Origin of the sequence: Actinacidiphila rubida (genome assembly GCF_900110255.1) — a bacterium.
Lineage (GTDB): Bacteria > Actinomycetota > Actinomycetes > Streptomycetales > Streptomycetaceae > Actinacidiphila > Actinacidiphila rubida.
This window is the reverse complement of the sequence record NZ_FODD01000022.1, coordinates 141,740-163,312: the sequence shown is the minus strand read 5'-3', so window position 1 is coordinate 163,312 and position 21,573 is coordinate 141,740. Positions and strand designations below refer to the sequence as shown.

Sequence of the window (21,573 nt, the reverse complement as noted above, 5' to 3'; positions counted from 1 at the left end):
CCCCTCACGGCGGAAAGCGGTGGGCCCGCCCCCTCGGATGAGGGGGCGGGCCCACCGCTGCTGCCGGGCTCGGCCTGCTGTCGATCAGTGGGTGCCGATCAGTAGGCGGAGTTGACGTTGTCCATCGAGCCGTACCGGTCGGCCGCGTAGTTGCAGGCGGCGGTGATGTTGGCGACCGGGTTGTAGATGTTCCATGAGGTGCCGGCGACGTGGAACCGCTTGAAGGTGGGGTCGATCACCTGCAGCAGGCCCTTCGAGGGAATGCCGTTGCGGGCGTTGATGTCCCACAGGTTGATCGCCTGCGGGTTGCCGCTGGACTCACGGATCACATTGCGGTGGATGCCCTCGTAGCTGGCCGGGATGCCCTTGGCGTGCAGGATGTCCAGCGACTGGCGGATCCAGCCGTCCAGGTTGTTCGCGTACGTCTTGGTGACGGGCTTGGGCGCGGCCGCGGGCTTGGCGGCGACCGGCTTCGCGACCACGTGCTTGTCGACGGGCTTGGCGACGGCCGGCTTCGCGACCAAGGGGTTCACGGCCGCCGGCTTGGCGGCGGTGTGCTGGACCGGGGTGCGCGTGACGGAGCGCGAGGCGGCCTTGCCCTGGGTGTGCGCGGCGGCGGCCTTCTCGGCGGCCGGCTTCGCGGCGGGCTTGGCCGCAGGCTTGGCGGCCGGGGCCTGCGGGGCGCTCTGGGTGGCCTTGTGCGCGGCGGGCGCGTCGGCCGCGGTCGCCGTGCCGGCTCCCGCGGTCGCCTGCAGGCCGGTGACCGCGAGGACGACCGCCGCGCCGGCTGCGGCGCCGGCCGTGGTGATCTTCTGCTTCTTGGTCATGCGGTTGAACGTGGCGAGCGTGGGGAGCTTCTTCGGGATCGCGGGGAGCTGCATCAGGCTTTTCCTCTTTCGTGCGGGGACCCGTGAATTGTTAGAGGTTCCGAATTCGCGGGTCAAAGGCCCCGTCTACGGGCCGGCACGTAGATGGAGCCTGAAGAGGAGTTCCGGAGTGCCCGGATCGCCTTGCTGGTGGGGATCTCGGCAGAGCTTTCTACTAATCCCATTCGTATGTGAGCCGCGTTACGTAGACGGGATCACAAAGGGCCTCGCCGGTCCTCACGGAAAGGCACGGAAAACCACGGTGCGTCAGGAGAATTCCGGGCCTCCCGCGCCACCCGGGGGGACCTGCGCACCGGACTCGCGGACCGGCGTCCAGCCCGCACCGTCACGGTGGGTGCCGAGGCGAGCGCGATCCCGCGGATCGCGGAGGATGCCCGCGCCGTGACCGGCGGCCACCGCTTGATCGGCTCGGCCGTCCAGGACATCCCGCCGCCGCGCACGCCGCCCGCGCGGAGGGGACGAGGAGGGCCACGCGGACGCGCCGGACCGGCCGCGGGCCCTGCGGCCGTCCGTCCGGCGACGGGGAGTCGGCGGCGCTGACGCTCCGTGCCCCGTCGCCCTGCGTCCCGCGGCGTACCAGGCCCGCGCTCGGGCCGTGGTGGGTCGCGGGACGTCCGGCGGTGATCAGTTCACGGGGCCGATGGCCCGGTGGTCAGTTCACGGGGCCGATGGCGTGGGCGACGCCCGGGTCGTCCACCTCCACCCACAGGCGCACGCCGGGGCCGTCGTAGACGCCGTCGGGCTGCGGCTGGTCCCCGGCGGGGGACATCGTGTTGTAGACGGTGTCGCCGTTGTTCGCATCGACGATCAGGTAGTAGCAGTCGCTCTTGTCGACCGTCGGGTCCACGAACATGTGGTCGTGGCCGTCGATGGTCTTGGTCAGCTCCAGGGCCTGGCACGCCGCGTCCGCGATCACCGGGGTGGGGGCCACACTGGCGCTGGCGGTGCCAGAGGCGGCGACCACCGTCGCGGCGGCGGCCACCGCCAGCGCACCGATCCGGAAGAGACCCTTGCGAGGCATGTTCCACTCCTTCCCGCCCACGGCCCGAGCGGCCGCCGGTCGCTCCGATTGTCGGGAAGAGCCCTCACGTCTCCGTGCCGGCGCCTATCGTCCGGCTACCGCCCCTGCTCGCAGCGGCCCCCGGCCGGCGGCGCCGCCGTGGAGCGATGGGCCGATGCGCACCTGGTCGCCTTCGTCCACGACCCGGAACGAGGCGCCGCGGACCTCGTGGTCCTGGCCGCCCGGGACGTCACCGGCCGCCGTGAGGACCGTTCAGGGCTCGATGACGAGCCGCTCGATCAGGCCGTCCCGCAGGGTGAAGCGGTAGTTCAGGTCGACCACGCCACCGGGGAAGTCGCCTTCCAGCCGGTTCGTGGCGGTCCAGTGCGCGGCGTCGACGCGTTCCGCGCCGGTGAGCGTGGTCGTGTAGGTGTATTCGCTGGACGAGCGGGTCAGCCACGCCTCGATGACGGCGGTGCCCTCGTAGGTCCTGCCGTCGTCGGTCACCGTGGCGTCGAGGGTGAAGGCGGAGATCGCGGTCGACGTGTCGTGCGCCCGGTGCGCGTCCAGATAGCGGGTGACGACCGCGGGCAGATCGCGGTGCGCGGGTGACGTGGGTCCGGCGTTCATGGTGGTCCTCCAGGTCGGATCGGAGCAGGAGCGGATTCAGACGGTGGGGGTGGTACCGCCGTCGATGACGTACTCGGCGCCGACGATGGCCGAGGCGCGGTCGGAGACGAGGAAGGCCACCAACTCGGCGACCTCGGACGGCCGGTTGGGCCGGCCGAGCGGGATGCCGCCGAGGGAGTCCATCAACTGGTCCAGCGCCTCCTCGCGGCTGATGCCGGCGTTGTCGGCGATCCGGGCGACGAGGTTGTCGGCGGCGGTGGTCTGCACGAAACCGGGGGACACGGTGTTGACGCGCACCCCGTGCGGCGCGACCTCGTTGGACAGGCCCTTGCTGTAGGTGGTCAGCGCGGCCTTGGCGGCGGCGTACGCGAGCGTGCCGTTCCACAGCGGCATGCGGCGCTGGATGGACGAGACATGGACGATCACGCCCTTGCCCGCCTCGATCATCCCGGGGAGCAGGGCCCGGTCCAGCCGGACGGCGGCCAGCAGGTTGGTGTTGAGTTCGCGGGCCCAGTCCTCCTCGCCGAGCGCCGCGAAACCGCCCGACGGAGCCTCGGAGCCGCCGAGGACGTTCACCAGGATGTCCACCCCGCCCACCTGGCGCCGCACCTCCGACACCACGGCGGCGGCGCCCTCGGCGGTGGAGAGGTCGGCGGCGACGAAGTGCTCCGGGCCCGGCTCCTGCGGCCGGCTGCGGGCGGTCACCACAACCGTGGCCCCGGCGTCGGTCAGGCGGCGGGCGATGGCCGCCCCGGCGCCCTTGGTGCCTCCGGTCACCAGTGCGCGCCGGCCTTCGAGGGAATCGCTCACAACGGTGCTCACGACAGGTTCCTTCCGGGTTCCACGGGCTGTTCCGGCCTTGCGCGCCGGGCGCCGCCCACGGGGGTAGGTGCTAAAATGAAAGCCAGTGACTTCTACTCTAGCAGTAACCAGAAGGGATGCCGCGATGGCCGCCAGCCGGATCAGGCAGGAGGACCGGGAGTGCCCGCTGTCCGCGACCGCGCAGCACGTGGGGGAGTGGTGGACGCTGCTGCTCCTGCACGACGCCTTCGACGGCTACACGCGCTTCGACCAGTTCCAGCAGAGCCTGGGGATATCGTCCAGCATGCTCACCAGCCGGCTCCGGACGCTCGTCGAGGACGGACTGCTGGAGCGGCGGCCCTACCAGACGAACCCGGTGCGCCACGAGTACGTGCTCACCGAGACGGGGCGCTCGCTGCGCCCGGTCATCGTGGCGCTGGCGGCCTGGGGCAACGCGCGGCTGCGGCCCGAGGAGCGCAGCATGATCCTCGTCGACGCCGCGAGCGGTGAGGAGGTCGAGCCGGTGATCGTCGACGCCGCGACCGGCCGCCGACTCGACGACAGCCAGGCCTTCGTGTTCGCCGCCGGCCCCGCCGCGAGCCCCGCGATGCGCGCGCGGTACGAGAACGGGACGGCCGGGACCGCGGGGACGGCCGGGACCGGGACCGCGGCGACCGGCGCGGCCTCGTAGCGGTGCGGCGGCCGCCGGGGCCGTCAGTCCCGTGCCGGCCGCTTCTCGCGCTCCAGGGCGCGTAGTTCGCGGCGCAGGATCTTGCCGCTCGACGCCCTCGGGATCGCCTCGGTGAACTCGACGCTCCGCACCTTCTTGTACGGCGCGACGTGGGACGCCACGTGGGCGATCACCTCGGCGGCGGTGAGGGCGGAGCGGGGCTGGGGCACGACGTACGCCTTGGGGACCTCGTTGCCGTCGGCGTCCAGCACGCCGATGACCGCCGCGTCGGCGACATCTGGATGGGTGAGCAGGACGGCCTCCAACTCCGCCGGAGGCACCTGGTAACCCTTGTACTTGATCAGCTCCTTGACCCGGTCGACGACGTGCAGCCAGCCGTCCGCGTCGACCCGGCCGACGTCTCCGGTCCGCAGCCAGCCGTCCTCGTCGATCATGGCGGCGGTCTCCTCGGGCCGGCCGAGGTAGCCCTTCATCACCTGGGGGCCGCGGATGTGGATCTCGCCCACGTCCTGTCGACCCGCGACCCCGGCTGCGCCCGCGCCCCCGGCCGGCGTGCCGTCGAGCGGGACGATGCGCATCTCCGTGCCGGGCACGAGCTTGCCGACGGTGCCCGGCGGCGCGTCGCGCGCCGACAGCGGGACGACGTGGGTGCCCGGGGACAGCTCCGTCATCCCGTAGGCCTGGAGGATCGGCGGCAGTCCGAGCCGTCGCGAGCACGCCTCGGCCAGATCGGCGTCGAGCGGGGCCGCGGCACTCAGCACGTACTCCAGCGAGCTGAGGTCGTGGGCCGCGACCGCGGGATGCTTGGCGAGCGCCAGCACGATCGGCGGGGCCACGAAGAGGCCCTGCACGCGGTGGGTCTCCACGGTCGTGAGGAACTGCTCCAGATCGAAGCGCGGCAGCACCACGACGGTGGCGCCGTTGCGCAGCGGCACGTTCATCAGCGCCGTGAGCCCGTAGATGTGGAACAGGGGGAGGACGGCCAGGATCCGGTGACCGGGCCCGATCGACAGCATCGGGTCGAGCTGGGCCAGGTTGGTGGAGATGTTGCGGTGCGTCAGCATCACGCCCTTCGGCGCGGCCGTGGTGCCCGACGAGTACGGCAGTGCCGCCAGGTCCCGGGCCGGGTCGAGATCCACCACCGGTTCGGGCGCGGTCGAGCGCAGGAGGTCGAGGACCGAGCGGTGGCCGTCGGCGGAGTCGCAGACCAGGATCTCCCGAATCCCGCCGGCCGCCCGCGCGGCCTCGCGGGCGGTCTCCAGCAGCGGGGAGACGGTGACGAGCCAGGTGGCCCCGCTGTCGCGCAGTTGCCGCGCGAACTCGTCGGCGGTGGCGAGCGGATGCACCGTGGTGACGGCCGCGCCCGCACGCGTGGCACCGTAGAACACGGCCGGGTAGGCGATGGTGTTGGGGCTGTGCAGGGCGAGCACGTCGCCCTTGCGCAGGCCGGACTCCGCCAGGGCCGCGGCGATGCGGCGGGTGAAGGAGTCGAGCTGCGCGTAGGTGAGCGTCGTGCCGTCCACGCCGTCGATCAGTGCGGGCCGGTCGCCGAACTCGGCCGCCCGTCCCAGCACCGCGTCGTGGATCGGGAGGTCCACGGCGGCCACGTCGGGGTACTCGCTGCGGAACACGGGCAGCTCGGCCAAGGCTGTTCCCCCTTCGTCGCCCGGCCCGCGGAGTGCGGCAGCGGCCCTGCCATGCTGCTCGCATCCGCGCCGGAACGACAGGCCCTCAGCACCGGCAATCGGGCCGGGTTCGGGCCGGGTTCGGGGCCGGACCCCGGGCCCCGCCCCGGAGACGGCGGAGTGCGTGAGCCGTCTCCGGGGCGGGCGCGGTCAGCAGGGGAAGGTGCCGCTGTAGAGGGCGTGCCCGTAGGAGGAACTTCCGGAGCCGAAGCCGTAGATGCCGTCGTCACTCCAGACCGACTCGCGGAAGCCGTTGACGCACGTCGACGTCGGCGCGATCGCGAAACCCTCCAGGTTGTCGGTCGGCATCACCGCCGGATTGGTGTAGGTCACATCCGGCACGATCGCGCCGGCGGCGTTGACCTTCATGAAGGTGTGCGTCTCGCCGCAGGTGTTGTCGCAGGTCGCCACGATCCGCTGGGTCCCGGCGTCGAACGTCACGTCCATCACGGCGGACTTGCCGGTCGCGAGGGTGCCGAACGTGGTGAACGTGCCGTCGGAGTTCAGGCCGTAGACGTGCAGCGTGCCGTCCCACTCCAGGCCGGCGAAGAACAGACCCGAGCCGTGCAGCGGGTAGTCGGCCGGGTTGTACGCGGCACCGGTCAGCGGGTCGATCCAGCCGTTGGCGGTCAGCCAGCTGTCCGGGACGTAACCGACGCCCTCGAAGCCCAGGTTGGCGTCGTCCTTGCTGCCGGTGTTGAGCTGGGGGAACTGCGAGGTCATGTCCCACTGGTGGACCGGCGTGAGCGTCGAACCCGTCGCGGCCGGGTCGAACTCCATGATCGTGTCCTTGGGGACCGTGTTGTTGGAGTTGTCCCGCTCGGAGGTCACGTAGACGTGGCCGTTCGCGCCGACGGACACACCCTCGGTGTCCGGCTGGCCGGAACCCCCGGCGAAGTGGAGCTGCTTGCCCGTCGCGCTCCACGACGCGTCCGGGACCCACTTGCCGTTGCTCTTGACCAGCTTGTACAGCCAGTTCTTGTTCTTCGCGGCCCACAGCACCGACGGGTTGGCCGGGTCGAAGGCCAGACCGCTCACGTCCCGGCCCTCGGGACCGGTGGACGTGGTGAACGCGCAGACGTTGTCGGCGATCGTGACGTCCAGCCCGCCGGGCCACGCCAGGGTGCCCGCGGGGGTGGAACCCGTGCCGGAGGGCGATTCGGGGGTGCAGCCGCTGGTGAGCGAGCCGCCGCCGCCGAGGAGTTGGCCGGTCTGACCGCCGCCACCGCCGCCGCTGCCGCCGCCCGAGCAGGAGTTCGCGCCGCCGAGCGTCGCGGTCGTGGAGGTCTGGAACCAGCCCGTGCCGTTGGCGCAGCGCTCGGCCGACGGCTTGGCGCCGCCGGTCGCCCAGGTCGCGGAGTCGATGGTGCTGCCGGTGCTGTCCAGGAGGAAGACCGAGTCGTTGTCGCCCAGACCGATGGTGGAGTCGAACGTGGCGTAGCCGCCCGCGGGGATGCTCGTCGCACTCGGCGAGGAGGACGAGATCGAGACGGGGGAGTGGGTGTGGTCGTTGTCGACGTACTTCCACGACCCGACGCTGACGGCGCTCGTTCCGCCGTTGTACAGCTCCACGGTGTCGGAGCCGTCCGAGGTGACCTCGTTGATCCGCACGCGGCTCGCCGCGGGGAGCGACGACGGGCAGCCCGCGGCGTTGGCGGCGCCGAACGTGGACGCCGTGGTCGTGGTCACCCAGGCTCCGGTGCCGTCGCCGCCGCACCGCGCCATCGCCGGCTTCGCCGCGTTGGTGGCCCAGTCGACGCGGTCCACCACCGTGCCGCCGGACGTGTAGATCACCAGCTTGTCCGCGTCGCCCAGTCCCTTGGGCGAGTTGAAGGTGACGAAGCCCCCGGCGGGGATCGTGCCGGCGGACGGGCTGAACGACTGCTGCGAGAAGCTGTCGTCGGACATCTTCCAGCCGCTGATGCTCACCGCGCTCGACCCGGTGTTGTACAGCTCCACCGTGTCGTTGCCCGACGAGGTGACTTCGTTGATCCGGACGTTCTGGTAGCCGGCCGGGTCCGCGGCGGCCGCGGGCTGAGCGGCGAGCATCCCGGTCGCGAGGAGTCCTGAGAGCGTCAGAGTCGCGGCGCACACGGAGGCGACGCCGGCACGTGAGTGTGAGGTAGGCACGAGGCGGAACTCTGTCGACACGATCTTGAAACAGCGTGTACTCCAGCTGAATGCCATCTGCTGGTCACCGGAACGTCAGCTCCGAGGAAGGTGCTGACCGTCCGTGGGATGGGGCGGCGTCACCCGCCCCACCGGGTCACCGGCCGGCGCGAACAGGCGTACTTCCCCGCTCGGCCGCACTCCCCATCCCGCAGGTCACCGCGCACCCGCCGGACCTCGCGCCGTGTCGTCGGGGCCCGTCGTGCGGGTCAGGGCGTTCAGTGCGCGCAGGAAGCCGCGGCGGTCGGCGGCCGGGAGCGCGGCGAGCGCGCGGTCCTCGACCGAGCGGATTCCGGCCCGCACGGACCTGAGGACCTCGCGTCCCTCGGCGGTGATCGACAGGAGGCGGACGCGACGGTCGGCCGGGTCCGGCGACCGCGAGATCAGCCCGGCCGCCTGAAGCGCGTCGAGGCTGCTGATGATGCGCGTCTTGTCCGCGCCGATGATCTCGCAGAGCGCCGCCTGCGTGCGCACCGGGCCGTCGCCGAGCGCACCGAGCACGGTGTAGCCCCACATGGAGAGGCCGTGCGCGGCGAGGATCGGCCGTTCCGCGCTGACGAGAGTGGTGAACAGGGGGTGGAGCATCGCGGCGAGATCGCGGCTCCGGTCGTCGTCCGTCATGGACGCATGATAATCACCGTTGACAGACGATAGGTTCGGGTAGATCGTCAGCACATGCCTATGAATTCCGGGGGACTTCTCGCGCTGGACGCCGAAGCGGTGCGCGTCGGCGCGCGCGTGGTGGCGCAGGTGACCGCGGCCGATCTCGACCGGCCGACTCCGTGCTCCGCCTGGACGCTGCGGGACCTGCTGGCGCACATGACCGCGCAGCATCGGGGCTTCGCGACGGCCGCGAAGGGAGGGGGCGGCCCGGAGGTGTGGTGCCCCCGGCCCGACGATCCCGATCCGGTCGGCGCGTACCTGGCCGCCGCCGAGGAGGTCCTGGCCGCCTTCGCCGCACCCGGCGTCCTCGAACGGCCCTTCCACCTGCCGGAGATCCATCCCGAGCGGACGTTTCCCGGCGAGATCGCCGTCGGCTTCCACCTCCTCGACTACGTGGTGCACGCCTGGGACGTGGCCCGGAGTCTGGACACCCCGGTGGTCCTCGGCCGCCACCTCCTGGACGCCGCGCTCGTCGTGGCCCGGGCCGTTCCCGACGGCCCCGCCCGCGACGCCCCCGGCTCCGCCTTCGCGGCCCCCCTCCCGGTCCTGGACGCCGGCTCCTCCGCCACACCCCTGGACGAGATCCTCCGTCTCCTCGGACGGATGCCCACCTGGCCGGAGCCCACGTCGCGCGTCTTCTGGCCGCTGCGCACCGACCGCCTGCGGATCGACCTGTTCACACCCGACGACGTGGACGCGATGCACGCCTACCAGGGCCTCCCCGACGTCGCCCGCTACCTCTACCGTCCGCCGCACACCCGGGAGCGCAGCGCCGAGGTCATCCAGGAGAGGTCGCAGGGCAGCCCCTGGTCGAACGCGGGCGACTCCCTGGCGCTGGCCGTCCGCCGCACCGAGTCCCCCGAACCCATCGGTGAGATCGTCCTCAAACTCGCCGACGCCCACGCCCGCCAGGTGGAGATCGGCTGGGTCTTCCACCCCGGGCACAGCGGCAAGGGGTACGCCACCGAGGCGGCCCGAGCGGTGGCGGCGGCAGCCGTCGGCACACTCGGCGCACACCGTCTCTTCGCCCGCCTCGACACGCGCAACGACGCCTCGATCCGGTTGTGCGAGCGCCTCGGAATGCGCCGCGAGGCCCACCTCGTCGAGAACGACCTCGACGGAAGGCACTGGAGCAGCGAATACGTCTACGCGATCCTCGCCCGCGAACTGGCCTGACCCGCACGGTCGTACGGGCAGGGGCAGGGGCAGGGGCGTCTGTGGGCTCAGGCGGTTTCGGGCCGCCGGAAGGCTTCGCCGGGCTGAGGACAATGCCGGGTGCGCTGTGCCGCCCGGGCCCGAGTGGCCGCCCGGGTGGTGAGGAGTTCGAGGCGGTCCTCGGACGCGGTGCCGGGTTCGGCGGTGTAGATGACCAGGTCGTGCACGGCTCGGCCCGACAGGGGTAGGTCGAGGGTCTGGAAGGTGAGTTCCAGGTGACCGACGTCGGGGTGCTGGAGCCGTTTGACGCCGTCGTGGCGCATCAGGACGTCGTGCACGGCCCATTGGCGGCGAAACTCCGGGCTGAGGGTGGACAGCTCGCCGACGAGTTCGCGCAGCGCCCGGTCGCGGGGCTCGCGCCCCATCTCGGCGCGCAGCAGGGCGGCGGTGGCGACGGCGGCCGCGTCCCAGTCGACGAAGAAGTCGTGTGCACCGGGCTCGAGGAAGACGTAGCGGGCGATGTTGGGGTGGCCGTGCCCGTCGCCGGTGGCGCTGTCGAAGATCGGCGCGAGCAGGGCTCGGGCCAGGGGGTTGCCGGCGACGATGTCCGTGCGGCCGTTGCGTACGAACGCCGAGGACGTCGTCATGGAGTCGAGCAGCCACCGGACCCGGGGCGGGACCTCGACGTCCCCGCGACGCGACGGCGTGCGGCTCGCGTGCCGCGACGACCGGGCCAGGTCGAACAGGTAGGTGCGTTCGTCGTCGTCCAGCCGCAGGGCACGAGCGACCGCGTCGAGGACGCCTTCGGACACGCCTCCGATGTGCCCCTTCTCCAGCCGCGTGTACCACTCCGTGCTCACGCCGGCGAGGACGGCGACCTCCTCGCGCCGCAGCCCGGCGACCCGGCGACGGGCGCTGGTCGGCAGTCCGGCCTGCGCCGGGGTGATTCTGGCGCGTCGGCCGGCAAGGAAGTCCCGGATTTCGCCGCGGTTTCCGGAAGGGTGGTCCATGTCGTTCACGGTAGACGCTGGTCACGGCGCGAGGGGGGTTGAGGTTGTACCCCCACAGACGGGACCTTCTCCGGTCGCGGCGATCGCGGTCTCCTGGAGTTCGCACGTTCCGACACGATCCCAAGAACACACAACGGAGGTAGGACATGACGAGCAAGGCGCTGACCGTGCCGGCCGTGGCGCTGGGCACATGGGCCTGGGGAGACAGCGGCGAGGCGGGCGACGGATACTTCGGCAGTCGGCTGAGCGGGTCCGGCCTGCGAGAGGTCGTCGAGAAGGCGCAGTCGAGCGGCTTCACCTTGTGGGACACCGCGGCGGTGTACGGCTCGGGCCGCTCGGAGACGGTCCTCGCCCAGGCGCTGACGGGCTACGACCGCAGCGCGTACCAGCTGTCGACGAAGTTCACCCCGCAGATCGCGGGCGACGGCGACGATCCGGTCGCGGACATGCTGGCGCAGAGCCTCGACCGGATGCGTACGGACCATGTGGATCTGTACTGGATCCACAATCCCGCCGACGTGGCACGGTGGACGCCGCTTCTGATCCCGCTGCTCAAGAACGGCACCGTCAGGCATGTCGGCGTCTCGAACCACAACATGGAGGAGATCGCCCTTGCCGACCGGATCCTCGGCGAGGCCGGCTTCCGCGTGGAGGCGGTCCAGAACCACTACAGCCTGCTGTACCGCAGCTCGGAGCGCGCGGGCATCCTCGAGTACTGCCGCGAGCACGACGTGCGGTTCTTCTCCTACATGGTCCTCGAGCAGGGCGCGCTGACCGGCAGGTACAGCCCGTCGCATCCGATGCCCGAAGGGAGCAGCCGGGCGGCCGTGTACAACGGCATCCTGCCCCAACTGCAGGCGCTGACGGACCGGATGGGGACGATCGGCGAGGACCGCGGCGCGTCCGCCGCCGATGTCGCCACCGCCTGGGCCGTCTCCAAGGGGACCACCCCGATCATCGGGGTCACCAAGGCGGGCCACATCGACGGGCTGGTCCGGGCCCGCGGGATCGAGCTCGCCGACGAGGAGGTCGCGGAACTGGAGGCGCTGGCGGATGCCGCGGACGTCGACACGCGCGGCTTCTGGGAGCACGAGATGTAGCAGCCGTCCGCACCGCGGAAGGGGCCGCGTTCACGGGGCCCGCGCCCCCCGCGCCTCAGGCGCCCACGACCTCGCACAACTCGCGGACGGTGTCCGCGACGGCCTCCCGGCCGCGGTCGAGGAAGTGCCGCGGATCGGCCCCGTCCGGCTTCGCCGCCAGCGCCTCGCGCACCGCGCCGGTGAAGGCGATGCCGAGCGCGGTGCCGATGTTGACCTTGGCGACGCCCGCCGAGACGGCACGGCGCAGCTCGTCGTTCGCGACGCCCGACGAACCGTGCAGGACCAGCGGCACCGGCAGCGCCTCCCGCAGCCGTGCGATCAGCGGGTGGTCCAGGGAGGCGGAGCGCTCGGTCATCGCGTGACTGCTGCCGACGGCGACCGCGAGGGCGTCGACACCGGTGTCCGCGACGAAGCGTGCCGCCTCGTCCGGATCGGTGCGCACGCCCGCCGCGTGTGCGCTCGCGGGCGCACCGGGTTTGCCGCCGACGTAGCCGAGTTCGGCCTCCAGCCACAGCCCCGCGCCGTGTGCCCAGCGCGCGGCGGCGAGCGTGGCGGCCAGGTTGTCGGCGTACGGCAGCGCTCCCGCGTCGAACATCGCGGAGGAGAATCCCGCGTCGGCCGCCTCGTGCAGCAGCCGGATGTCCGTGACGTGGTCGAGGTGCAGCGCGACATCGGCCGAGCCGCCGCGGGCGACCGCGGCCGCGGCCTGCGCGAGCGGCCGGACCCGGCCACCGTGGAACCGCACCGCGTTCTCGCTGATCTGCAGGATCACCGGCACTCCGGCCGCCGCGGCGCCGGCGGTCACCGCCTCTGCGTACTCCAGCGTGATCACGTTGAACGCGGGGACGGCCCGTCCGCCGGCGGCGGCCTTCGCGACGAGTTCCCCCGTGGACACCAAGGACATGGAAGATTTCCTCCGGTTGGTCAGCTCGGTCAGCTCGGTCAGCTCGGTCGGCGTGCCGCGTGATCCCGGCCGGCCCGGACGAGGCGTCCGGGCCGGCCGGGTCGCGGTGGGCGTGGGTCAGGGCCTGCGGGCGAGCGGGGCGCCGACCGCGGAACGATCGTCGGGTCCGACCGCGGAGGCGACCGCCGCGGAGGGGTCCTCGCCGGACTTCTCGTCGCTGTACACCATCAGCGTCGAGCCCACGAGGGCGAGCACGATGCCGATGGTCCCCCACACGTTGGGAAGGGTCTGGTACACCGCCAGGGACAGCACGATCGTGAGGACCGGCGCGAGCGCGTTGGTGATGGGCGCGACCACCGAGGCCTTGCCCCGGCTGAGCGCCATCACCAGGAACAGCGCGCCGATCGCGTTGAGCACCTGCGTCACGGCGGTGAGCGCCGGGGCCTGCCAGGGCGCCCCGGACGGCAGGCCGCCCATCATCGCGAACGCCACCGGGACCAGCAGGAGCCCGCTGACGGTCATCCACCCGAAGGTCGTGGCGTCGTTGACGCCGACGAGTGCGGCCTTGCGCATGCAATACGCCTGCGCGCCCCAGGCGATGCAGATCAGGACGGCCAGCAGCAGCCAGGGGCCGTGGGCGTCCGAGCTTCCGCCGCCCGGAATGCTGAGCAGCACGATCGCCACCAGCGCGATGACCACGCCCGCCACGGCGAGCCGGGCGATACGCTCGCGCAGCAGTACCGTCGCCATGAGCACGGTGATCACCGGGGACAGCGACACCACGGGGAAGATCAGATACGCCGGGCCCTCCGAGAGCGCCTGGAACAGGAGCAGCTGCCCGCCCGCACCGGTCAGTCCGGCGAGCAGGCCCCACATCGCCGCGACCGGCCTGCGGTCGAACCGGTTGCCGCGCAGCGCGACGCCGGCGGGGATCAGCATCGTGAAGGCCCAGATGATGTAGATCATCTCGTTGGGATAGCCGTACCGGGTGTTGGGCTGGCTGGAGAAGGCCCCCCAGACGCCCCAGAAGACCACCAGCAGGGTCGCGTAGACCATCCAGCCCCGCCTGGCGTTGGTCACCGGGTTCATCGAGGTCATCGCGTCTCCTCTGCTGCGTTCTGCGGTACCGAGCGCAGGGCGTCGAGCGCGGTGCGGTCGAGCGGAGTGCCGGACAGTTTCGCGGCGTACAGCGCGGCGCCGACGACCGGTTCGTACAGGGGCTGCCGCAGTTCGTAACCGGCGTGACTGCTCTCCAGCGCCGCGGTGAACGCGGCCAGGACCTCCGCGGCGGCGAACGTGCCGCCGGAGTACGAGACCGGCACGGTCTCGCCCGGAGCGAAGCCCAGCCGCTCGCGGGTGACGTCCACCACCAGGGCCAGTTCGCGGCCGGCCTCGGCCAGGATGGCGGCGGCCGACGCGTCGCCCAGCGCGGCGGCGTCCGCCACCACACGGCTGAGCGCGGCGATCCGGCCGCGGTCCCCCTTCCACCGGTTGTAGACGATGTCGATCACGTCCAGGTCGGACCCCGGTTCGAGGCGGCTCCGGAGCAGCGCGGCCAGCGGGCCCTCCGGCTGCCGGCCGTCGCTCATCCGCGAGAAGGCGTTGAGGCCGCGGATCGCGATCCAGTAGGCCGAGCCCTCGTCGCCGAACAGCTCTCCCCATCCGCCGACGCGCACCCCGCGTCCGAGCCGTTCGCCGTAGGTCATCGAGCCCGTGCCGCTGATCACGTTGATGCCGTCCACCGCGCCCAGCGAACCGGCCCAGCCGCAGACCATGTCGTTGTCGCACGCGTAGCGGTCGTGTCCCAGCACCCTCCGTGGGACGGCGTCGAGAACCGGCAGGTCCCCCGCCGACTCCCCGTAGCCGGGTATGGCGAAGAACGCGTGGTCGATCTGCGCCGGAGTCACCCCGGCAGTCGCGCAGACCGCGTCCACACCCTGCTTCAGGACGCGCTCGACGAGGTCGATGCCGTCCGAGAAGTAGTACGAGCTTGGCGCCTGTGCCCGCCCCAGCACCCGGCCGGCGCGGTCGACCAGGACGAAGGCGGTCTTGGTACCTCCGCCGTCAACACCCAGGAACATTGTGCAAACCTCCGTCCGGCGCCCTCACACCACGCCGTTGAGCCGACTTTCTCAGTTGTGCAGGGTGTGCAGGATCACGCCCTGCACGACCCGGTTGACCTCGCCCGAGGGGAACGGCTGGTCCGGGCGGATCCCTCCGGCGAGGGCGGCGCGCAGGGCCACGAGCTGGGCGTAGACCACGGCCGGCAGGGCCATGGCGACGTCCTCGACATCGTCCAGCCCGGGCAGTGCCCAGCCGTCGGCGAGGCCGCCGTCCAGCGGCCCGCCGCCGGTCGCGGCGACCGTCACGACGCTTCCGGCGGGCAGGTTCCCGCGCAGCTCGGCGGCGATGTCCCGGTCGTACTGGCGGGTGTAGGGGTCGTTCGACACGTACACCACGACGACGGTACGTCCGTTGAGTACCGCTTTGGGACCGTGGCGGAACCCGAGCGAGGACTCGGCGCCGGCCACGAGCGTCCCGCCGGTGAGTTCGAGCACCTTGAGCGCCGACTCCCCGGCGAGGCCCTTCAGCGCCCCGCTGCCCAGGTAGACGATCCGCTCCGGCGCGCGGGCCAGCAGGTCGCCGACGGTCCGCTCGACGTTCGCGTCGTCGAGGATCCGCTCGGCCGCACACGCCAGGCGCTCGGTGACGCCCTCGTAGGCCTCGCCGCCGAGGGCGAGCAGGGCGGCGAGCGTCATGCAGGTGAAGCTCGACGTCATGGCGAAGCCCTGGTCGTTCGCCGCGGCGGGCATCAACAGCACGTACGACCCGGGCCGGTCCGCGTGGCCGCGCGCCAGGCTGCCCTCGGCGTTGCACGTGATCACGAGGTGGTGCACCTCGGAGAGCACCTGGTCGGCCAGATCGGTGGCGGCCACGCTCTCGGGGCTGTCGCCCGACCGCGCGAAGGAGACCAGCAGGGTGGGCACGTCCTCGGCGAGGCACCCGCGGGGGTCGGCGACCAGGTCGGTGGTGGCCACCGCCTCGACGCGCCGCCCCAGCCGCCGGGTCAGCGCTGTCTGGAGCACCTGTCCCGCGAAGGCGGAGGTGCCGGCGCCGGTGAGCACCACGCGCAGGTCGCCGCGGTCGGTGAGCGGGCGCAGGAAGGCGTCGAGCGACTGCCGCGAGGCCGCGACGATCCGGTCCACCTCGCGCCACAGGGCGGGCTGCTGGGCGATCTCACGGACGGTGTGGGCGGCCCCGTCGTCGACGACGGGGCTGGCCGAGAGGGGGGTCACACGAGCTCCTTGTGGTTCGGGTCGCAGGCGCGGCTGTAGTCGCGCAGGACGTCACGGACGCGGTCCACGGCCAGGTCGCGCGGCCGGGAGGCCAGCTCTCCGCGCCGGACTCGGGCGTACTGGTCCGGAAGGTGGGCGCTGAGCAGCGGCAGGGGGATGTCCACGGCCGCCAGGTTGTCGAGCAGGCGCGCCTGGGCCCTGGAGACCTCCGGGTCCGGCCAGTAGTAGCGCAGCCGGTCGCTGTAGCTGTAGCGGCGGGCCACGTGCTGCTCGGCGGGACCGCCCGGGTAGTAGCCCTCCCACATGGCGGGCTCCGCGAGCATCCGCTGCTCGACCACCTCGGGCAGGCGCGACCGTTCGGCGGCCGGCACCAGTTCCTCCTCGATGGCGGCGAGGGCGAACAGCGCCTCCCGCAAGGCGAAGGTGAGCCCCGGACCGACCTTGAGGACCGCCCAGTGGTCCTCGACGAGCGCGGTCAGGGCCTCGACGGTCTGGTAGTCCGTCGAGTGCGCCTCGAAGACCATGGCGGGTTCCCCGTCGAGAACGGTGCGCAGCTCCGCGGTCAGCTCCGGCCGGTAGTCGACGACCCGCAGGTGGTCGAACTCGACGGCGGGCTGGACCACCAGGGCCATGACGCGCGGCCAGACGTCCTCGATGCCGTGCAGCGCGAACGCCTTCCGGTGCTGCTCCAGGGTCGTCCGCGCCGCTTCCGCCGTGGTGGGGAGCAGGGCGCCGATCTCCTCGTGGGCCCCGCCGGGCGTCGGCACCTCGGTGCCGATCACGTACCGGATCCCGCCGGCCGGCTGCGGACCGGCAGCGTCCTCGGCGGCCCGGATCAGCCGCGCGGCGCGTTCCGCGACCAGGTCGTCGGCCAGCGGGGTCGGGTCGCCCGCACAGGGAAAGCTGCAGTCCAGGTGGATCTTGGTGAAGCCGGCCGCCGCATAGGCGGCCACCAGGGCCTCGGCATGCTCCATGGCCTCGTGCGGCGGCAGGGCCCGCCACCGGTTGGGTCCGAGGTGGTCTCCGCCCAGGATGACGCGATCCAGTTGCAGACCGGTTTCGGCCGCGATGCCGTGCACGAGGTCGCGGAAGTCCACGGGCCGCATACCGGTGTAGCCGCCGTACTGGTCGACCTGGTTGGAGGTCGCCTCCACCAGGAGGTAATCGCCGCTGTCCTGTGCCTGCCGCGCGGCCGCCTCGATGACCAGCGGGTGGGCGGAGCACACGGAGGTGATGCCCTGCGAGCCTCCGGCCTTGTGTCGTTGGACCACTTCGTCCAGCAAATTCCGCATCAACAGCTCCTTGCGCGTTCTTGCCCGGCTTTGAGTGCTTTTCAGCGCAAAGTCCGAGCTGCAATGAACCGTACTGGCCTGGTGGATGGTCGTCAATGGTCGTCTTCTGGTATGCTTCTGGTATGACTGCTTCCGAAGGGGACGCCTCCCCGCTTCCCCGGGGCCTGCTGGACGACGGCGCGCTGCCCCTGTACACCCAGGTCGCCGCGCGCCTGTGGGACGACATCTCCTCCCACGGGGCCCGAGCCGGCGACCGGCTGCCGTCGGAGCGCACGCTGGCGACGCGCTACGGTGTGTCGCGCGTCACCCTGCGCGCGGCGCTGACCGAGCTGGCCGCCCGGGGAATGGTCGAGTCCGCCGCCGCTCGCGGCTGGTTCGTCACCCAGCACGCGGCGGCTCCGGGAGCCGCGGCCGCGAACGAGGCCGGCGCGCGCGCCCACACCGTCGAGGGCTTCGCCGACTACGCGGCCAAGCACGGGCTGACCACCCGCAGCCGGGTCCTGCAGTCCACGGTCCGGCCGGCGACCGTCATCGAGGCGCAGAAGCTGCGCATCGGCCCGGGCGCCACGTTGTTCGAGATGCGGCGGCTGCGCTACCTCGACGACCAGGTCGTCGTCGTCGAACACAACCGCCTGCCCCTGGCGCTGTGCCCGGCTCTCGCCGAGACCGACTTCACCACCGCGTCGCTGTTCGCGACCCTGCGCAGCGCCGACCCGCCGCAGCTGCCCCAGGTCGCGGAGTACGCGGTGGAGGCGCGGCTGCCGGACGCCGAAGAGCGCGAACTCCTGGAGATCACCGACGCCACGCCGGTACTCCTCGCCGACCAGCTCGCCTTCAACCAGGACGGCCGCCCCCTCGAACTCACGCTCGCCATCTACCGCGGCGACCGCTACCGCTTCCAGGGCGCGATCACCTCGTAGCCAGGCCGGCCGCGTTCAACGGCCTCCCACTGGCACTCGGCACCGCGCCGCCCGCGAAGCTCCGACTCGCGCCGGGCGAGCCGCGGATCGGCCAACTCATCGATCACATCGCCGAGATGCGCACGCGAGCCGCCGCAGAAGGCAGGCTGGGCCAAGGCCGCACGGGCCCACTTCTTGGACACGCTGGAAGAAGCCGTGTGGCACCGCCACGTCACGGCGGCCTGCCGATGATCAAGGGGTGTGGCTCAAGCGCAGCCGGCGAGCGTCGAGCGTGGCCCAGCCCCAGCCCCAGCCCCAGCCTGGACCGGGTGCCGGGCGCGACCTCTCAGCACGTGAAGCGCAGGGGGCCGGTCAGTCGGTGAGGGCCTGGTGGAGGGTCGCGCGGCAGTCGATGACGGCGTCGACGCCGAGGATGGTGATGGTGCGCAACGGGGCTCCGGTGGGGGCGGCCAGGCGGAGCCAGCCGCCGGCTTCGTGGAGGGCGTGGTGGGCGGCGATGAGGATGTTGATTCCGCTGGAGTCCATGAACGTGACCTGGCGCAGGTCGACCACGATGCGGGGGTGTGGAGTGCCGGAGGTGTCCAGGGCCCCGCGGAGTGTGTCACCGGTGTGATGGTCGATCTCTCCGGCCAGGGTGAGCACGCGGATGCCCTCGGTGGTGCTGGTCGCGACGGTCAGCCGGACGGGCTGCCCACCGTTTTCCGCGTCCGTCATCTCTCCATCAGACATGCACGTGATCCTGGCATACTCCGATGCCCGTGCGCAGTGCCGCCGTCTCGGCGCCGGTCGACGAAACGGACACGAGTGAACCGCCGCTGCGTGGGTACACGACGAAAAGTTGTGAAGGGGAGACGAAGAGCAGCCGTGATGGAACCAGACCCGGCGCCGGACGAACGGCGCCTGCAGGCCGGCGTGGCCCTGGTCGGGGACGGCACGGACATCGCCCGGGCACGTCACGTGGCGGCCGACTTCCTCTCCCGCGTCCGGGAAGACGACGGTCCGCCCGTTTCGCGGCGCGCCATTGACGTCACCCAGCTGGTGGTCAGCGAACTGGTCACCAACGCCCGCAAGTACGCTCCCGGCCCGATCCTGCTGGACCTGCGCATCTCGGGTGGCACGGTCGAAGTCGCCGTGTGGGACTCCGATCCGGTGCTGCCGCTGGCACGGGCGGCGGACGCCGGCCGGGTCGGCCAGCACGGTCTGGAGATCGTCATGGCCGTGGCGCAGGGTTTCGAGGCGCGGCGAGAACCGGTCGGCAAGCGGATCACCGTCCGCATCGCCCTGACCGACGAGCCGGACGACGCCGCATCGGGGGCCAGGCCCCTGTAAGGGTCGGCGGGCCGAGGTCCCGTGAGCGGTGGCACAGGCTCGGGTGCCCGTTCCGCCGACCGTGTCGCCACGGGGGTGGCGGCCGGACTCGCCGACCGGGATCCCGGACTCCCCATGGCGATCCATCAGACGTCAGACGTCAGAAGCCAGACCTCAGGCGCCCGGCACGCGCAGGGCGAGCATGGCCACGTCGTCGTCGTTGGCCGCGGGGCGCACGCGCTCGAGGACCAGGTCGCAGAACGCGTCCAACGGACGATGGGCCAGTGCGGCGGCGTGCCTGCGCAGCCGTTCCAGGCCCTCGTCGAGGTGGGCGTGCGGGTCTTCCACGAGGCCGTCGGTGTAGAGGAGCACGGTCGATCGGGGAGGAAGGCTGATGTTCGCGTCAGGCCGTTCGCCCGAGGCTCGGGTACCGAGGAGCAGGCCGTGGACCTCGGTGAGGAAGCGCGCGCGCCCGACGTCGTCGACGAGCAGGGGCGGTGGATGACCCGCGTTGGTCCAGCGCAGGCGCCAGCCCGTCGCGGCGTCGTGATCGAGCCTGCCGAAGACCGCGGTGGCCATGGTCACGTCGGTGAGGTGCACGGCGGTTTCGTCCAGTCGGCGCATGATGCTGCCGGGAGTCGCCTGATGCGTCCAGGCGTGAGCGCGCAGCATGTTGCGGAGCTGGGCCATGCCGGCGGCGGCGTCCAGGTCGTGGCCGGCGACGTCGCCGATGGCCAGGCCGAAGGATCCGTCGTGCAGGGGGAACATGTCGTACCAGTCGCCGCCGACCTGTGAGGCGTCGGGGGCTGACACGTAACGGGCGGTGGTCTCCAGCCCCGCGACCCGGGGCAGCCGGGGCAGGAGGTGGTGCTGCATGGTCTCGGCCACACGGACCTGCCGCTGATAGAGCCGGGCATTCTCCAGAGAGATCCCCGTGCGCAGGGCGATGTCGTCGAGCAGGGCGATGTCGTCCTCGGTGAAGGGAACGTCGCGCTCGGCCCGGCCCAGCGTGAGGGCTCCCAGGACTTCCCGCGGTCCGCGAATGGGTCCGATGACGGCGGAGCGGATGCCGGTGGCGGCGAACAGCCGCTGCTGTTCCACGGCGAGGCCGGAGTCCGGCTCGCCGGCGTAGGTCTCCTCGGTCGCCAGGGTGGTGGCCGCTCCTCGCAGCGCCTTGGACAAGGGGCGGGGAGACTCCGGGGGCACCGGCGGGAGAGGGCCGCACAGATCGGCGCGCTCCGTGAACGCGCCGTCGCCGGCGTGTGCCACGAAACTGCGCCACACTTCGTCGTTCTCCGCCAGCAGGTCGACGACGAGCCAGTCCGCCAGCCGCGGCAGCACGATGTGGGCGAGCCTGCGCAGCGCCTGGTCGGGGTCGAGCGTCGACGTCAGGCGGGACGTCGTTTCCGCAAGGAGCGCCAGGCGTTCCAGCTCCGAAAGCGAGGCGGTCGCCAGGCCCCGCTCGCGATCGGCTTCGGCGGCCGACCGGGCGTGGAAGATCACCAGCGCACCGGTTCTGCCGTGACTGTCGCGGAACGGTGTGACCAGCCATGAGACGGCGATGAGTGACCCGTCGCCGCGCGCGTACCAGCCGGCCTGCTCCGGTGCCGTGCGCCCGGTGAGCATGGCCCGCCGCATGGGGCACCGTTCGCGGTCCATCGGCTTGCCATGGGCGTCCCGGTGTAACAGGTCGTGGGCGTCCGCACCGATCAGGTCGTCCGCAGGGCGGGCCAGGAGTCCCGACCCGCGCGGATTCACGGCGACGATCACGCCTTGGTCGTCGACCGCGTACGCCCCGGCGTCCACCGCGTCGAGGAGGCCGGTGACAACGCCGGGGCCGGCGGATGCGGAGTGCGCAGGGTTCTCGGTACCTGGATGAGTCACCGGTCTCGGCCTCCGTGAGTTCTCGTCGTCCGTCTGGATCGCCCCAGCCGAGGCGGACTGCTTCAGAGACTGACGCTTTCCCACCCTTCGCATCCGCTTCCCGCGGGGGGAGGACGAAAACTCTCCGAGTCGGAACGGCGGGCGACCGGAACTCCTGTCACGCCTCGTGACCCCACCG

Annotated in this window: 20 protein-coding genes; 5 read left to right on the top strand and 15 right to left on the bottom strand. The window is 72.0% G+C overall.

Annotation, left to right across the window (positions count from 1 at the left end; translation table 11 throughout):
• Nucleotides 1-98: 98 nt before the first annotated feature.
• The 4 genes from BMW99_RS22615 to BMW99_RS22600 form a co-directional block, all read right to left on the bottom strand.
• On the bottom strand, nt 99-881 hold the full coding sequence (locus tag BMW99_RS22615) for a transglycosylase SLT domain-containing protein (protein WP_079138395.1): 783 nt from the start codon (nt 879-881) through the stop codon (nt 99-101).
• 658 nt (nt 882-1,539) lie between these two features.
• Entirely contained in the window at nt 1,540-1,908 is a 369-nt protein-coding gene (locus BMW99_RS22610) for a hypothetical protein (RefSeq protein ID WP_069463442.1), read from the bottom strand.
• 252 nt (nt 1,909-2,160) lie between these two features.
• Nucleotides 2,161-2,517: a nuclear transport factor 2-like protein gene (locus BMW99_RS22605; protein WP_069463443.1), complete on the bottom strand. Its 357-nt coding sequence runs from the start codon at nt 2,515-2,517 to the stop codon at nt 2,161-2,163.
• A gap of 36 nt (nt 2,518-2,553) precedes the next feature.
• Nucleotides 2,554-3,339 (bottom strand): SDR family oxidoreductase, encoded by a 786-nt coding sequence (locus tag BMW99_RS22600; RefSeq protein ID WP_069463444.1) that lies wholly within the window; start codon nt 3,337-3,339, stop codon nt 2,554-2,556.
• Nucleotides 3,340-3,463: 124 nt separating this feature from the next.
• Between BMW99_RS22600 and BMW99_RS22595 the strand changes: the two genes are divergently transcribed.
• Complete coding sequence (locus BMW99_RS22595; RefSeq protein ID WP_079138396.1) at nt 3,464-4,009, top strand: winged helix-turn-helix transcriptional regulator; 546 nt, start codon at nt 3,464-3,466, stop codon at nt 4,007-4,009.
• Nucleotides 4,010-4,032: 23 nt separating this feature from the next.
• Here the strand turns inward: BMW99_RS22595 and BMW99_RS22590 are convergent, their stop codons facing one another.
• The 3 genes from BMW99_RS22590 to BMW99_RS22580 form a co-directional block, all read right to left on the bottom strand.
• Complete coding sequence (locus BMW99_RS22590; protein WP_069463447.1) at nt 4,033-5,640, bottom strand: AMP-binding protein; 1,608 nt, start codon at nt 5,638-5,640, stop codon at nt 4,033-4,035.
• Nucleotides 5,641-5,844: 204 nt separating this feature from the next.
• Nucleotides 5,845-7,824, bottom strand: a complete 1,980-nt coding sequence (locus tag BMW99_RS22585; protein WP_245791585.1) for a lamin tail domain-containing protein — start codon at nt 7,822-7,824, stop codon at nt 5,845-5,847.
• 195 nt (nt 7,825-8,019) lie between these two features.
• Nucleotides 8,020-8,484, bottom strand: a complete 465-nt coding sequence (locus BMW99_RS22580) for a MarR family winged helix-turn-helix transcriptional regulator (protein WP_069465553.1) — start codon at nt 8,482-8,484, stop codon at nt 8,020-8,022.
• 54 nt (nt 8,485-8,538) lie between these two features.
• On the opposite strand from BMW99_RS22580, the gene BMW99_RS42910 reads away from it, so the two are divergent.
• Entirely contained in the window at nt 8,539-9,702 is a 1,164-nt protein-coding gene (locus BMW99_RS42910; RefSeq protein ID WP_322900212.1) for a TIGR03086 family metal-binding protein, read from the top strand.
• 47 nt (nt 9,703-9,749) lie between these two features.
• On the opposite strand, the gene BMW99_RS22565 is transcribed toward BMW99_RS42910, so the two are convergent.
• Nucleotides 9,750-10,691, bottom strand: a complete 942-nt coding sequence (locus BMW99_RS22565; protein ID WP_069466639.1) for a helix-turn-helix transcriptional regulator — start codon at nt 10,689-10,691, stop codon at nt 9,750-9,752.
• A gap of 146 nt (nt 10,692-10,837) precedes the next feature.
• Here BMW99_RS22565 and BMW99_RS22560 point away from each other — a divergent pair, with 146 nt between their 5' ends.
• Nucleotides 10,838-11,791, top strand: a complete 954-nt coding sequence (locus BMW99_RS22560; protein WP_069466638.1) for an aldo/keto reductase — start codon at nt 10,838-10,840, stop codon at nt 11,789-11,791.
• 55 nt (nt 11,792-11,846) lie between these two features.
• Here the strand turns inward: BMW99_RS22560 and BMW99_RS22555 are convergent, their stop codons facing one another.
• The 5 genes from BMW99_RS22555 to BMW99_RS22535 form a co-directional block, all read right to left on the bottom strand.
• Nucleotides 11,847-12,695, bottom strand: coding sequence for a class II fructose-bisphosphate aldolase (locus BMW99_RS22555; protein ID WP_069466637.1), 849 nt, complete (start codon nt 12,693-12,695; stop codon nt 11,847-11,849).
• 117 nt (nt 12,696-12,812) lie between these two features.
• Nucleotides 12,813-13,793, bottom strand: a complete 981-nt coding sequence (locus BMW99_RS22550) for a DMT family transporter (RefSeq protein ID WP_069466636.1) — start codon at nt 13,791-13,793, stop codon at nt 12,813-12,815.
• Nucleotides 13,790-14,776: a BadF/BadG/BcrA/BcrD ATPase family protein gene (locus BMW99_RS22545; protein ID WP_069466635.1), complete on the bottom strand. Its 987-nt coding sequence runs from the start codon at nt 14,774-14,776 to the stop codon at nt 13,790-13,792. Before BMW99_RS22545 ends, BMW99_RS22550 begins: the two co-directional genes overlap by 4 nt.
• 51 nt (nt 14,777-14,827) lie before the next feature.
• Nucleotides 14,828-15,991: an SIS domain-containing protein gene (locus BMW99_RS22540; protein ID WP_075017420.1), complete on the bottom strand. Its 1,164-nt coding sequence runs from the start codon at nt 15,989-15,991 to the stop codon at nt 14,828-14,830.
• A complete protein-coding gene (locus BMW99_RS22535; protein ID WP_075017419.1) occupies nt 15,988-17,283 on the bottom strand; it encodes a D-tagatose-bisphosphate aldolase, class II, non-catalytic subunit in 1,296 nt (431 codons plus the stop codon). Before BMW99_RS22535 ends, BMW99_RS22540 begins: the two co-directional genes overlap by 4 nt.
• A gap of 122 nt (nt 17,284-17,405) precedes the next feature.
• Here BMW99_RS22535 and BMW99_RS22530 point away from each other — a divergent pair, with 122 nt between their 5' ends.
• On the top strand, nt 17,406-18,203 hold the full coding sequence (locus BMW99_RS22530; protein WP_069465203.1) for a GntR family transcriptional regulator: 798 nt from the start codon (nt 17,406-17,408) through the stop codon (nt 18,201-18,203).
• A gap of 351 nt (nt 18,204-18,554) precedes the next feature.
• On the opposite strand, the gene BMW99_RS22525 is transcribed toward BMW99_RS22530, so the two are convergent.
• Nucleotides 18,555-18,917 (bottom strand): STAS domain-containing protein, encoded by a 363-nt coding sequence (locus BMW99_RS22525; RefSeq protein WP_079138682.1) that lies wholly within the window; start codon nt 18,915-18,917, stop codon nt 18,555-18,557.
• 153 nt (nt 18,918-19,070) lie between these two features.
• Here BMW99_RS22525 and BMW99_RS22520 point away from each other — a divergent pair, with 153 nt between their 5' ends.
• Entirely contained in the window at nt 19,071-19,532 is a 462-nt protein-coding gene (locus tag BMW99_RS22520) for an ATP-binding protein (protein ID WP_069465202.1), read from the top strand.
• Nucleotides 19,533-19,685: 153 nt separating this feature from the next.
• Here BMW99_RS22520 and BMW99_RS22515 read toward each other — a convergent pair whose 3' ends face one another.
• Nucleotides 19,686-21,395 carry a SpoIIE family protein phosphatase gene (locus BMW99_RS22515; RefSeq protein WP_069465201.1) on the bottom strand — a complete coding sequence of 570 codons (1,710 nt, stop codon included), beginning with the start codon at nt 21,393-21,395 and terminating at the stop codon, nt 19,686-19,688.
• Nucleotides 21,396-21,573 lie beyond the last annotated feature (178 nt).